The organism is Clostridium sp., from assembly GCF_047718555.1.
Classification (GTDB): Bacteria; Bacillota; Clostridia; order Clostridiales; family Clostridiaceae; genus Clostridium_I.
This window is the reverse complement of the sequence record NZ_JBDNRK010000005.1, coordinates 59272-73146: the sequence shown is the minus strand read 5'-3', so window position 1 is coordinate 73146 and position 13875 is coordinate 59272. Positions and strand designations below refer to the sequence as shown.

16 protein-coding genes and 1 tRNA gene are annotated in these 13875 nt (G+C 34.1%); 16 read left to right on the top strand and 1 reads right to left on the bottom strand.

The genetic code is table 11. From position 1 onward, the window contains the following. The first annotated feature begins 184 nt into the window (after positions 1–184). The 15 genes from ABF633_RS03575 to ABF633_RS03505 all read left to right on the top strand — a co-directional run bounded on the left by ABF633_RS03575 (position 185) and on the right by ABF633_RS03505 (position 12355). Positions 185–1549 carry a VanW family protein gene (locus ABF633_RS03575; protein ID WP_415522095.1) on the top strand — a complete coding sequence of 455 codons (1365 nt, stop codon included), beginning with the start codon at positions 185–187 and terminating at the stop codon, positions 1547–1549. A gap of 347 nt (positions 1550–1896) precedes the next feature. Beyond that, positions 1897–1979: transfer RNA gene (locus tag ABF633_RS03570), tRNA-Leu, on the top strand. 125 nt (positions 1980–2104) lie between these two features. Beyond that, on the top strand, positions 2105–3070 hold the full coding sequence (locus ABF633_RS03565; RefSeq protein WP_415522093.1) for a tyrosine-type recombinase/integrase: 966 nt from the start codon (positions 2105–2107) through the stop codon (positions 3068–3070). 765 nt (positions 3071–3835) lie between these two features. Next, positions 3836–4030, top strand: a complete 195-nt coding sequence (locus tag ABF633_RS03560) for a hypothetical protein (protein WP_415522091.1) — start codon at positions 3836–3838, stop codon at positions 4028–4030. Then, positions 4017–4748, top strand: coding sequence for a helix-turn-helix domain-containing protein (locus ABF633_RS03555; protein ID WP_415522089.1), 732 nt, complete (start codon positions 4017–4019; stop codon positions 4746–4748). Before ABF633_RS03560 ends, ABF633_RS03555 begins: the two co-directional genes overlap by 14 nt. 92 nt (positions 4749–4840) lie before the next feature. Then, positions 4841–5761: a BRO family protein gene (locus ABF633_RS03550; protein WP_415522088.1), complete on the top strand. Its 921-nt coding sequence runs from the start codon at positions 4841–4843 to the stop codon at positions 5759–5761. A gap of 95 nt (positions 5762–5856) precedes the next feature. After that, positions 5857–6606, top strand: a complete 750-nt coding sequence (locus ABF633_RS03545) for an ATP-binding protein (RefSeq protein WP_415522086.1) — start codon at positions 5857–5859, stop codon at positions 6604–6606. Between the two features lie 16 nt (positions 6607–6622). Then, positions 6623–7885 carry a DnaB-like helicase C-terminal domain-containing protein gene (locus ABF633_RS03540; protein WP_415522084.1) on the top strand — a complete coding sequence of 421 codons (1263 nt, stop codon included), beginning with the start codon at positions 6623–6625 and terminating at the stop codon, positions 7883–7885. A 14-nt stretch (positions 7886–7899) separates the two neighbouring features. After that, positions 7900–8844 (top strand): toprim domain-containing protein, encoded by a 945-nt coding sequence (locus ABF633_RS03535; RefSeq protein WP_415522082.1) that lies wholly within the window; start codon positions 7900–7902, stop codon positions 8842–8844. A 301-nt stretch (positions 8845–9145) separates the two neighbouring features. Further along, positions 9146–9781, top strand: coding sequence for a hypothetical protein (locus ABF633_RS03530; protein ID WP_415522080.1), 636 nt, complete (start codon positions 9146–9148; stop codon positions 9779–9781). Between the two features lie 40 nt (positions 9782–9821). Next, positions 9822–10499, top strand: coding sequence for a hypothetical protein (locus tag ABF633_RS03525; protein ID WP_415522078.1), 678 nt, complete (start codon positions 9822–9824; stop codon positions 10497–10499). A 124-nt stretch (positions 10500–10623) separates the two neighbouring features. Beyond that, complete coding sequence (locus tag ABF633_RS03520) at positions 10624–11511, top strand: PD-(D/E)XK nuclease family protein (RefSeq protein WP_415522076.1); 888 nt, start codon at positions 10624–10626, stop codon at positions 11509–11511. After that, a complete protein-coding gene (locus ABF633_RS03515; protein WP_415522074.1) occupies positions 11512–11643 on the top strand; it encodes a hypothetical protein in 132 nt (43 codons plus the stop codon). A 12-nt stretch (positions 11644–11655) separates the two neighbouring features. Further along, on the top strand, positions 11656–11835 hold the full coding sequence (locus tag ABF633_RS03510) for a hypothetical protein (protein WP_415522072.1): 180 nt from the start codon (positions 11656–11658) through the stop codon (positions 11833–11835). Next, entirely contained in the window at positions 11825–12355 is a 531-nt protein-coding gene (locus ABF633_RS03505; RefSeq protein ID WP_415522070.1) for a crossover junction endodeoxyribonuclease RuvC, read from the top strand. Before ABF633_RS03510 ends, ABF633_RS03505 begins: the two co-directional genes overlap by 11 nt. A gap of 164 nt (positions 12356–12519) precedes the next feature. On the opposite strand, the gene ABF633_RS03500 is transcribed toward ABF633_RS03505, so the two are convergent. Then, positions 12520–13335, bottom strand: coding sequence for a DUF4238 domain-containing protein (locus ABF633_RS03500; RefSeq protein ID WP_415522068.1), 816 nt, complete (start codon positions 13333–13335; stop codon positions 12520–12522). A 215-nt stretch (positions 13336–13550) separates the two neighbouring features. Here ABF633_RS03500 and ABF633_RS03495 point away from each other — a divergent pair, with 215 nt between their 5' ends. Beyond that, entirely contained in the window at positions 13551–13874 is a 324-nt protein-coding gene (locus tag ABF633_RS03495) for a hypothetical protein (protein WP_415522066.1), read from the top strand. Position 13875 lies beyond the last annotated feature (1 nt).

Sequence of the window (13875 nt, the reverse complement as noted above, 5' to 3'; positions counted from 1 at the left end):
ATTTTATCATAATATATAATTTTTTTGAACTTAAATATGTCTAACTTAGTTTTAATAAAAGTTAATGATCCTATTCTACATGTAAGAAAAATTTAATATTTTATAAATAAGGTACAATGTATAAATAACTGTTATTTTATAGTATAATAAATATCATATAGTGTGAAAGACGAGGAGATTGTTTATGAAGAAAAAAAATATAATTATTATAGGCATTGCCTGTGCTGTTATAGTAATTATGGGTATTTCGATACCAGCATATAATATTTATTCAAAGGTTAAAAGTTTCGACAATATTATTTATCCAGGAGTAAAAATTCAGGATATAGATGTTTCTGGTAAAAGTATAGATGAAGCCAAAAAAATGGTTTCTGATAAATATCAAGCTGTAGTTGGAGATAAGAAAGTAAATGTACAAGCACAGGGAAAGAATTATAGCATTTCTTATTCTAAATTAAACGCCCAATATAATATAGATAAGGTTACAGCAGAAGCTTTCAACTATGGGAAAAATCTTAGTACTTATGATAAGTATAAGCTTATAAAAAAGCCTCAGCAAAAGGATATTAAACTTTCCTTTACTTATGATAAAAAACCCCTAGATGAATTTGTAAACAATATAAAGAAAGATGTCAATAAGGATGCTATAAATGCTACCATTACAAAGTCTGGTTCAGGATTTCAAATTACACCAGATACAGATGGATATAAATTAAATGATGTTGAACTGAAAAATAAAATAACAGCAGCCATAGATGCCATAGGTGGAACTATTACTTCAGATACAAATGTACAAGCTAATGTAGAAACTGTAAAAGCAACTAGGACTAAGGAAAAGCTTCAAAAGATTAACACATTAATATCTACATTTAATACAAGCTATGGACCTATATCAAGTCCGGGAAGAGCAATTAATATTCAGCTTGCGACAAAAGCCATAAATGGTCTTGTTCTCATGCCAGGAGAAAGCTTTAGCTTTAATGGAGTGGTAGGTGAGAGAACGGCAGCAAAGGGTTATCAATCTGCACCTGTAGATATTGGGTACTCTACTGGAATGGGACTTGGTGGAGGAATATGTCAGGTTTCCACTACACTTTATAATGCGGTATTACAAGCTGGTATAAAGGCAACTGAAAGATTGCATCATACTATACCTTCTGCCTATGTACCCTTAGGTTTTGATGCTACTGTAGATTATGGTAATTTAGATTATCAATTTAAAAATACTTTGGATTTTCCAATATACATTGAGGGAAATTCAGATAATGGAATAGAAACCTTCAGTATATATTCTGACAATAGCTTGACTGGTAAAACTTATAAGGTAGCAAATAATGTTTATGAAACTATTCAGCCAAAGGTATCTTATATTGATGATCCTACTATGCCAGCGGGAACTACAAGAATTGATCAAAATCCTTCAGTAGGACATAGAGTAAAAGTATTTTTGCAGACATATCAGAATGGACAGATGATTTCACAAGATGTAATAGCTAATGACACATATAATGCTGTTGATCAGGTGATAAGAAGAGGAACAAAGAAGTAGATTTTTTGATTTTTATAAGATGTAAATAAAGGTGATTTTTGAGTAGAGAGTTGAGTGAAAAATCCTAGAGCTGATAAAGTGCTCTAGGATTTATTTTAATGTTTTGGGAATAATTATTGAATTTAGTAAAATAATTACTATAGATATAAATAGCATGATAAGGTATATATAAGTAGAAAATTTTTAGGGAGTCACCAAAACTGGCGATGTAATATTTTTTTTTAGAGTATTTAAATGGATTATTAATGGTTGATTATTTATAAGAGTGGTGTATAATAGGATATATCAATTATGCTAATTCTAGTGTGAAGTAGTAAGAAAATATATAGTGTGAATGGCTTAGTTATGCGGGTATGGCGGAATTGGCAGACGCGCTAGTTTCAGGTATTAGTGGGAAACCATGCAGGTTCGAGTCCTGTTATCCGCACCAATATAAAGTCAGTAATATCAATAGGTTGCGGTGGGTTAACAGTGATAACCTTGCCGAAATCTATAATATAATCCGCACTAATTCTTTGTGTAAATTAAACAGAGGGTTAGTGGGGGTTTTTTGTCGTGAAAAGAAAGAAATTAGAGCTGAACAGAGTTAAAGAAGGTAAGACATTTCAGAAAGGTTTTGAAGAGTTCATTCTCTATTGTAAAGCCAGAAATCTAAGGGAAACTACAATTAAGCACTACAGAGATATAGAACATATTTGGTATTTGTTTATACCTCCAGATACACAGCTAAGCAGTATCACCAGTAAAACAGTTGAAGAATTTATCAGACATCTAAGAAACAATACAAAGTCTAATGAGGTAACTGTAAACTCAACACTAATAACAATAAGAGCAGTTTTGTATTACTTTATGAAGTTGGAATATGTAGAGAGATTTAAGATACCCAAGTTAAAGTATGATAAAAAAGTTATTGAAGTATACACAGACGCAGAGCTGGAGTTATTGTTGCAGAAGCCAGACTTAAAGAGTTGTAATTTCCTAGAGTATAGAACATGGTGTATAGTGAACTTTCTACTTGCCACAGGTTGCAGAGCTAGGACATTAGTAAATATACGGTTGAATGACCTGGACTTCCAGAATGACTTAGTTAAATATACTTGGACTAAAAACCGTAAAGAACAGTTAGTTCCAATGTCCAGTACGATAAAGAAAATATTGATTGAGTATTTGCAGTATAGACAAGGAGAACCAGAGGACTTTTTATTTGTTAATGCTTATGGTAATTTCCTACAGGTAGATTTACTTTCACACAATATAATAGACTACAACGCAAGAAGAGGTGTAATGAAAAGGGGAGTTCATAGGTTCAGACATAGTTTCGCTAAGAAATGGATATTAGCTGGTGGAGATATATTTAGATTACAGAAGATATTAGGACATTCTTCAATGGATATAGTTAGAAATTATGTAGAAATGTTTACCAGTGACTTACAGAAGGACTTTGACCAGTATAATCCGTTGGAGCAGATGAAGCCAGAATCAAAACAAAGTATTACTATGAAGAGAAATAAAAGAAAATAAGCCAGTATTCGCAGTACCGACTTATTCCACAATTGAATACTGTTAAACTGTAAGCCTAACAAATTCAAACTTAACGATATTTTCATTATAATTTAAAAAATAGGATTTGTAAAGGCTTAGTTTCCTATTGTCTTTTTTGGTAATAGGTTAGTTATCTATGCACTGGAATAACTATAAAGGCTATCCAGTAGGTGACATTGAGCCGACGCTATAAAATCAATGGGGACAAGCTATTTTACTGTTATTAAATGCCTGCCCCTTAGTCGGGTACAGATGACCGTCTATGCTAAATTATCTGGGGAGGTACATTCGGATTAAATTCGGCATTAATACAGCCATATGGCACTCTATGGGCGAATAATAGGGTGAAAGTATTGATACAATGACAGTGCATAATGAGAGGGAAACTTCAACATAAACCAAACACTAATATGCAGATTCTGCCCAAAATCACAGGGCAAACTGCGTCCATTTCAAGGTTGCTTAACATTCCCAAACATTAACAGGTAATTAATTATGGGTTAATAGCATTTGCAAAAAAAGCATAGATTATTAAGGCATTGGAGAAATCCAGTGTCTTTTTTTCTTTTTGTCTTATTATTCTGTACAAACTTAATATCTGTTTTTAAGCCATTATTACTTTCTTTGTACAAATTGTTACTACCTAAGTATATATTATATATCTCTTATTATCTTTTATATAAATACTGTTATGTCACAAATATTAATACAACAGCTCATTATTACTGAAAGGAGTTGTTGAAGATGGAAAACATCATAGGGAAAAAGGGATTCAAGAAAACAGGTTTTTATGCTGGATTAATTGGTGTAATTAGTAAAAGTGACTGGGAAGGATTCGAGCATTTATACAAGATAACTTTTAAATATGGTGGAAGTGTACTAACAAATATAGATGATATTCAGATTGTAGAAGGGGGAAATAAAAATGTCAAATGTTAATAAGAGTTTTTTTAAATTAGGTAGTGAAACAGATAACGAAGGAAATGTAAAGATATTATTACAGCTTGATACAGAGCTTATCAGAAAGGGAGCATTAAGGGTATTGACACCTTCACAGCTAAAAGTATTGCTGGCTATTGCTTCACATATGGATGAAAATGGGGAAGCTTTTCCTTCTATGAGGTATTTGTCAGAGATTACAGGAATATCTACGAATACTGTCAATACAGCAATAATAGGACTACTAGATGTTAGAGTGGATGGCTTACCTATTGTTAAAAGAAAGATTGAGGGAACTGGAGCTAGGAAGAAAAGCAGATATAGTTTCATTGTGGATAATGACTGGGATGTTGAGGAAGTTGAGGTCGCTGGAGTAGTAAGGGTATCACCTAAAGCATTATTGCTATTTTTCTGTGAAGAGTTTGAGAAAGAGTTCAGGTCACAATATAGACCAAACTGGGGAAGAGATATAAAGAATATAAAGAGCATAATGGAAAAAATTGAAGATGATGAAGATATAAAAGAGATTTTCCATGTAGCAATAACAGAATATAGAAACAGGTGGGCTTCACCTTCATATCCTACTCCTACTGTGGGGGCTGTATGTGGCTGGATTGGTAATAATGTAATAGAGATAATACAGGGCAGACATGAGAGAAAACAGGGTACAAGCAGTAAATATGACTATAAGGTAGATGAAGGGTTCACATTGGATTAAAACCAAAATGTTTAGCAACGAAGTCACAAAGTATAAATAGACCGCTCATTATTAGTGTAACACAAAATAATACAAATTTAGGGGGAAGAAAAATGTCAAATAATTTATCTGTAATTGATGAAAGAGTAGTTTTGGGTAAGGATTTTAAAGTTTACGGTACTGTGGAAGAACCTTTGTTTCTGGCAAAAGATGTAGCAGAGTGTATAGAGTATAGTACAAGGGCAGATGGAAGTTATAGAACAGGAACAATGATAAATTGTGTAGATAATGATGAAAAAGTTTTTACCGCCTTTATTGCTGACGGTAGAAGAATAGAAGCTTGGTTTTTAACAGAAGATGGATTATATGAAGTGTTAATGCAGAGTAGAAAACCGATAGCAAAAGAGTTTAAAAAACAGGTAAAACATATTTTAAAAACTATCCGTAGAAATGGAATGTACGCTACAGATGAATTACTGGATAATCCAGATTTATTAATAAAAGCGGGACAGAAGTTGAAGGAAGAAAAGGAAGCCAGATTAAAAGCCGAAGCAGAGAGAGCCGAAGCAGAAAAACAGCAGAAGTTAGCAGAGGAAGCAAAACGCATAGCAGAACATGAAAAGGCAGAAGCAGAAGAGATACTAGAGAAACAAAAACCTAAAGTAGAATTTTATGATGATTTTATGAAAGCGGGAGAAACTTGCTCAACTACGGAATTGGCTAAATATGTAAATCAAAGTATGGGATTGAACACAACAGCTACAGAAGTAAATAAAGTATTATTAGCTCTTGGTGTATTTAATAAGAGAGTTGCTAGACGCTGGGACGAAAAAACACAGAAATATAAATCTACAGGGAAATATATATTGAATAAGAAGTTTGAAAGCAAAGGTTGGCATAAATATGTAATGAATAAGGACAGTAAAACAGGTAAGAACTTTACGCAGACAAGATGGACTAATAAAGGTATACATGGAGTTATCCAATTATTTGAAGTAGAAAGAGAAAAATTGAAATTAAAATATAGTGCATAGACAAATAACTGGGAGCTGGCAGAAATGCTGGCTCTTTTCTTTATGTCACAAATATTAGTACACCCGCTCATTATTACTGAAAGGAGTTGTTATGAGTGAGAGATACTAAAGATTGTGCATTTAGGGATACCTGTAAGAAATACGGTACAGCGGATTGTAATAACAGATGTTATCCTCATGTTTTTCTATATGGCATAGAAGGTACTGGGGGATTCTGGCGGACTAGAAATGTGCCAAAGAAATATGAGAATAGCTTTCTGAAAAACTTACCTATCAAAGAAGATAATCCAGCAATCTACAAAGCGGTAGAGATTTACATTGCAGACATTATAAATAGAGTACAGAAGCAAGGTAAGAGCTTATATTTTGTGGGGGGTACAGGAACAGGAAAGACTACCACAGCAGTAACAATACTGAATGAATACCTAAGAGCAAGATGTAAACAGCATTTAACAAGTGAGAAAGCTATTGAATATAATCCAGTGTTCTTTATGCGTCTAGCGGAGCTTCAAAATGTTTATAACAGTCAATTCAGAGGTACACCAGAGCTACAAGCAGAGAACGCACTTAAATATTCTACATTCAAAGAAATGATTAAAAAAGTGGAATTGCTGGTAGTAGATGATTTAGCACTTAGAAGTTGTCCAGAGGGATTCCAGAATGAATTGTATGAGCTGATAGACCACAGAGCTATCGAAGAGCTGGCAACACTTATCACATCTAATGTACCTTATGAGAACTTATTTGAATACTTAGACGACAGAATTATTTCAAGAATACAGGGTATGTGTAGAAAACCAGCAGTATTCAAAGGCAATGACCACAGACAAGATGATTTGTTTTAGAAGGGAGGTTTAAATTGTGGAAAATAGATTATTAAGCAAGGTTATAAATGATGGTGATATGTCAGCTCTAACAAGAGGAAATATTACAGCAGACGACTTCTTTATCGACAAGAAAGCCTATCTGTTTATCAAAGACTATACAAAGCAATACGGAGAAGTACCGCCAGCGGAAGCAGTAGTAGCAGAATGTGAAAATTTTGATTATGACGCAGATGTACAAGAGAATATCAACTACCTAGTAAAAGCGGTAAAGAATAATTCAGCAAAACAAAGAGCTATGTTATTCCTTAAAAATGAGTTAGAAGATAAATTCAGTGAGCTACAAGGAATGACTTTTATTAAATGGATGGCAGAAGAATCAACAGCTCTTTACAATACAGCTTGTGCCGAAAGTGGACTAGGTACAAACTATGCTACTAATGGTCAAGAGAGATTAGAGAATTATAAAAACCGTAAGGAAAATAGGACTGGAATGTTTATCCCAACACCATATCCAACTTTAAATAAATGGCTGGGTGGCGGTACAGAATTAAGCGACTATGTGCTGTTAAATGCTTATACAAACAGAGGTAAGTCTTGGATAGCTTCACAGTTCGGACTATGTGCATGGAAAGCTAGTTTCGGAGTTCTTCACTATTCTCCAGAGTTAAGCAGAGAGCAACAGGAGGACAGGCTTGATACTTTGAACGGACACTTTAGTAACATGGCTCTTAAAATGGGTAATTTGTATGACGAGGACAAGTTTGAAAGTTACTTAGAGCAATTCAACGAAGAAAATGAAACTCCTTACATTATCAAAACTATGGGAGATATGCCAAAGGGATTGTCGCTAGAGGTTATTGAAGCAGACTTGCAAGCGAATCCTAATATAAAAATGGTAATTATTGACGGCTTTAATCTAATGACACACAAAGGAAATAAAGGCAGTTCTAACAGGGACAACATGAGTAACACTTCCAGAGCTTTAAGACAGTTATTTGGTAAGTACAAAGTAGTGGGAATTGTAGTACATCAAACTCCAACTTCCGCAGAAAAGGAAAATCAAGGTAAGGATGAAAGCGGAGCAAGAATTGTTAAGCCACCAGAAATACACCAGTATTCAGAAACCATAGCTGTAGTACAAGACGCTTGCACAGTTTTAACATTCGACCAGTACGACGGTTGCGGAAAAATGAAGCTGGCAAAATCAAGAACAGATGGTGTGGGAAATGAGCTGGAGCTACAGGTGGACTTCAATAGAGGTTATATCAGAGAAGTTGAAGCTGTGGACTACTTTTAAGGGGGCATGAACAAATGGAAATAAGAGATATTGAATTGGAAGTAGATGTGCTAGAAGAGCTGGAACAATTTGACTGGGTGAATGAACAGATTAGAGGGAATAAGTTTCAAGCTTGTTCTCCCTTCCGTTCTGATAATCACCCATCCTTTGCAGTAAACCTAGGGAGTGGATTGTGGATAGATTCTGGAAGTACAGATGATTATTACTATAAAGGGAACTTCACTAAACTATTGGCACTTCTTAGAAATGAGGATTATGAAACTATTGAAAACTACCTTATTGAGAAATACACACTATTCCTTTCAGATACTTCCGCACTAGAGCTTCATTTAAACCTATATGGAGAACAGGACAAGCCTAAGATAATAGAGCGGTCAGAAATAAGCAACCTATACACTTCTAACAGCAACTACCTAACAAACAGAGGTATTACATTAGAGGTACAAAAACTATTTGGTACAGGCTATCTGGAGGATTCAAAAGCAATAGCCCTTCTGTGGACAAATAAAAAAGGTGAGGTAGTGAATGTAAAGTACCGAACAGTGGCGGGAAAGACCTTTTGGTATGAAAAAGAGGGTCAGCCAATCCGTCAACATCTATTTGGAATCTATCAATGCATACTACAGAAAGCTAAAAGAATTTACTTATGCGAAGCTGAAATTGACGCTCTAACCTTTTGGAGTGCTGGGCTTCCCGCTGTAGCTGTAGGGGGTAGTAACTTGTCAGAAGAACAGGTGAGAATACTCCTAAGTTCTGGAATAGAAGAGCTGGTAATTGCAACTGATAATGACCCAGTAGGTGCTAGATTTAGGGAACATATAAAAGACACATTAGCTGGTTTCCTAGTACTTTCAGATTTTCCAGTTTACCAAGGAATAAAAGACATAAATCAGCTAGGAATTGACAGAATACTTGTGGCAAATAATGATGTAAAACCTTCCAAAATATCCTTTCTATAAACCACTTGGTAGTTAATACTTATTCACCAATCTTTCCTTCAAATTGTGGTTGCTTTGACCATTGTAGATAATCTTATGAATTGTCTGAAAACTGTGGATAAGTAACCATAATCTTTGTATTGAACGCTATTACGGAAAAGGGTTATATTGTAATCGCAGACAAGGAAGTTAATACAAATGACGGACAATATTTTTTTTGCAAGTTCAATTACGCTTTTCCGTTTATGAGTAAAACTGAAATGTCACAAAACAAAATTACCCCGCTCATTATTTATGAAAGCGAAAAAAGGAGAGAAAAACAATGACAAATTTAAACAAAGAAATGGTAAATAACTTAGCTCACAAACTTTCAAATGAGGTATTAAGCGACACTGAAAAGCAATTTGCATATACAGACTTGGTAAATGAATTATTACCCTTAGTACCTAAGTTGACTGACTACTTCATAAGAAACAATGACATTAGCGACTTAAAAATAAACGAGGATGATTACAATTCTAGGATAGTCTTTGAGGGAGTTACACATTCCATTAAAGGTTACAACAAAGCTATGGGGGACTTCACAGCAAGATTTAAGTTCTTTTCAATAGCTTGGTTAAAAAGTCAGAGAAACTTAGATATGGCTAAAAAGACACTTGCGACATTAAAGGCAGACAATTACGACCTACTATTCGAGAGTGAAAAAATTAATCCAACTTGCGAATTAGATGATTCAGTGGATGAAATACCAGACACACTTACAGTAATAGAAGAGTTCATTGCTACTGATAAAGAAGGACAAGTTATTGCTATTCTCATTGATGTACAAGGTCAAAAAGAAAGAAATGAAGCTTTCGCTAGGTTATTTGGAAAATACACAGCTACAGAAAGAAAAAAAGTACAGAGAGCTAAACAAAGATTACAAGCACACCTACAAAAAATTGGTGTTTGTATATAGATTGCAACAAAAAAACAGATAAAAATAGGAGGAATGTCAAATGTCATTAATAACAGGAAAAGGCAATGATATCAATTTCGGAGGTAATGTAGATTTAAAGACAGTATTCATAAGACTAAAAGACAAGGATTCAGTTAAGGTAAGAGTATTAGGGCTTACAGATTATGTAGAATATAAGGCTCACAGTAGTTTTGAGCATAAAGTTTACACACAGCCTTGTGTAGCACCACTTGGGGAAGAATGTCCAAACTGTGTAGCAAGTAAATCTGGTGTAGAAGGATTCGACGGTTTATATGCAAGAAAGAGGTATGTATTCGCTTTTGCAGACTTAGACAAAGGGCAAATAAGAGTATGGGATTGCTCCAAAAACCAAGCTAAAGACCTTATAGCACAGATTGAAGAATATGCAGACGACATAAACGATATAGCTTTCAACTTCAAAAGAACAGGCAACAAAACAGATACTTCTTATAAGTTAAATCCAATCTTAAAAATGAAAGGTGACGACCAAGAGAAGTTTGACGCTTTTGATGGTGTTGAAGTAAACATGAAGTTCTTTGAAAGTGTGTTAGTACCAAGAACTAGGGATTTAATGATAAGGGTATTAGATGAAGCTGGATTCCCAGTTAAAGAATACTTCCCAGATTACACACCAGAGGGGGAAGAAGCTCCAACAAATAATACACCGCCAGCAGATGATGTTGACCCAGCATTTTAATAAAAGCAATACACAGGAGAGAGTTTAACAGCTCTCTTCTTTTATTTTGTCACAAATTGGGAAGTACCCGCTCATTATTTATGTAGGGTTATTCACTTACGCATTTTAGAAAGGAGTTGCTTACATGGGATTAGCAAAGAAAGTAGATTTAAAAGTTGAAGCAGAAGTTTCACAGAGAAGCAAAGATTTAGCGGGGGGACTGTTTAACCAATTTAATAAGTGGCATGAAACCGAACATTGGGGAGATAAAAGGGTGGAAGCAGTTTTACTAAGACAGAAGGAACAGGAAATTGAGTTCATGAAGAACAGACCAGCTAGACCAGATGTACCGTGTGTATTTAGTCCTTCTGGAGCTTCAAAGTGTGACAGGGAATTATTCTTTAAGGCTCTAAGATTGAAGCAGATTGAAGAGGACAAGTATCCATACCACAGAAGATGGACAAGGAACGCTACAGCGGTTCACGAAGCCACACAGAGTGACCTATTATATATGTCTATGTTGATGAAGAATCCAGACTTTACAGTAAAGCTTGCAGAGAATGGGCTACCAATGTGGGAAGAGAATTTAAAGACACATAAGATATTTGAACACAATGGGGCTAGGTTCGCAATACTGGGGATGATGGATGGGATACTAACTTACAAGGATGGTACTGACATAGGGTTTGAATTTAAAACTAAGAGCAATACATTAGGACAAGTTGGGCATTACAAGATGAAAGCTCCAGCACCATATCATTTAGAACAGTGCAATGCTTATTCATTACTGTTTGGACTTGAAGAATTTGTGTTGATGTATGAGAGCCTACCAAAAGATGGTTGGACTAAAGGAGCAGAAGCAAAAGTAGATATTAGGACATTTTATTATAAATCAACAGATGAAGCAAAGGAATTATTACTGGACAAGTTTGCAGAAGTTACCAAGGCAGTTGAAGCAGAAAATAGACCGCCAATGCAATCAGATAAATGTTTATTTTGTCCATACAAATATCTGTGTGAGGGAGGTAAATAGTTGGTGATAATGAGCTTACTTGGTTTTATCGGAGTAGGATTTTTAGTTTTGTTAGCAATGATTGTTATTGGCACAATAGTAGGATTTGTATTAATGATTATCGGTTTAATAATAGAATTTTTTACTTTTTAAGGGGGAGATAAAATGTTAGAAATACTTGTTTTTATAATACAACTTTTTGTTATGGGATTACCTTTGAGTTATGGATTGACACATTTTGCTAAAGGTGATTATGGTATAGGAGCTTGTATATCAGTATTATTCACTGTTTATTATTTGGTTAGAGCGGTTCAAGTGAACGGTGCTGATTGTAGTGGCGAATAAGAAAAGAACAATTAAAAGAATACTTGCAATGGACTTATCAATGTCACTTCCAGCATACGCTGTGATGGATATAGCAAACGGAAAAGTATTAGTAAAGGAAATACGCTACACTGATAATAAAAGCGGAAATAGACCAAAATTAAGCCATGCTGAAAGGTTGGACAGGATAGCAAAAGATATAGCTGGAATATTTAAAGATTATCCAGATATTGAAGCTGTGGTAAGGGAAAAAGGTTTTAATAGATATGCAAATGTAACACAAGTTCTTTTCAGAGTTGTTGGTGTATCCGACTTAAAGGTATATGAAAATTCTGGAATAACTAAGATAGATGAAATAGCTCCTACTTCTGTAAAGCGACTTGTAGCTGGGGATGGAAAAGCAAGTAAGGCAGATGTAGAGGAAGGTGTCAGAGAGCATTTGGTGGAACTACAGAAAGATTTAACATTTGATACTGATGATTGCTCCGACGCTGTAGCAGTAGGAATAGCATGGTTTATAAAAGGTGGATATATAGAATAGGACAGGTTTAGAGAAGGAATTTATTATGTGTGTAATATTTTCCTTCTTTAATATATTCTGTTAAATAGAAAATTATGAATTAACTTTTTTATAAAAACATCAATAAATGCTATTCATAAGCACAACAAACACTTTTGATGTGGAATTCAATCTCTATATATAAATTATGAGCCATTTATTAAATTGTTTAAATCTAATATTTCTTTTTGAAAGTATTGTGAACTAGAAAATAAATATCTATTAGAATATATAAAAGTTTCAAGATTTATGTGTTCAACTTCACCTACACTAATTTTTTCAACTACGCTTCTGTACCTTCCCCATGAGCCGAATAAACAAATCTTACTAGTTAAAGGGAAAGTAACTATGACCTCTGGACTACTACTAATACCACACATCAATAAATTTACTTCCTTAGGATTTCTTACGACAACTGGATTATCAGATGTTATGAAATTTGCTCCGTTTGGTGCAATTAATAATGACCAATCCATTCTTAATAGTAAATGACTTACCCCATGTGTTGCCCTAATAACAGAATCCATCATAAGCTTTGATGATTTGTTTTCTAAGTTATCATCTTCATTCATAAATTTATCTGCATACCCACTTTCAATAGCAAATTTACACATAGCACGAAACCTAGGTACTCTTTCCAACATAGAAAATACAAACTTAGCAAGTGTTAGTCGCTCACTTCTTGATATATATTTTAATTTTATAATTTTTCTATATATTTTTGATGTATTATCTTCAATCTCTTGGAATTGGTCTTCAACAATAGAGGAAACATTACCATCCTTGTCCATAATATTATTATACCCATTCTCGTAAGCTATATTTTTAGGTGATTTCTTTTTAATAGATTTATCGGTTCTATCATAAACCCATACATAAGGAGCATACATAATTGGTATCAAAGGGTCAGTAAAATAATTCAAATAAAACTGTGGTATATAATGTTGCTTCTTTTTTTCCATGAACTTCATCTCCGTTTAAGGCTTTTCTATTTCGTTCTATTTTACAATTCTGAATTAACTCTTCTTCAAATCATACCATTATTTTATATTAAATTATATATTTTCATAAATTTTAACATATTTTATTTCTTCTCTTTATCCCCACCAATTAAGTCACAATTGAATCTTATACCGCTCATTATTAGTGTAACAACAAAACCAAAGGGGGAACAGAAATGGAATTAATAATACCTTACAGAAGTGTTAATGCCTATGAAGCAAGATATATTCAAATCTTAAACAGTGTAGGAATTAAGAAGAAGGATATTTCAGAGAGGTTCGGCTACAAATACATGGATACCGTAAATGTTCTAAGGGGTAATTCATTCAGTCATGTTACTGGGATTCTAAATAAGAATGTTAGGTCGGATGAATATTTTATATCTGCATGGCTATTAAAACAAGGACATTCTTATAGAGCTGTGGCAGAAATGGCGGGGATTGACGCTAACAAAGTAAGAAACATACAGGGAGTTTTGAAGTATAAGGGGGAGATTTAAT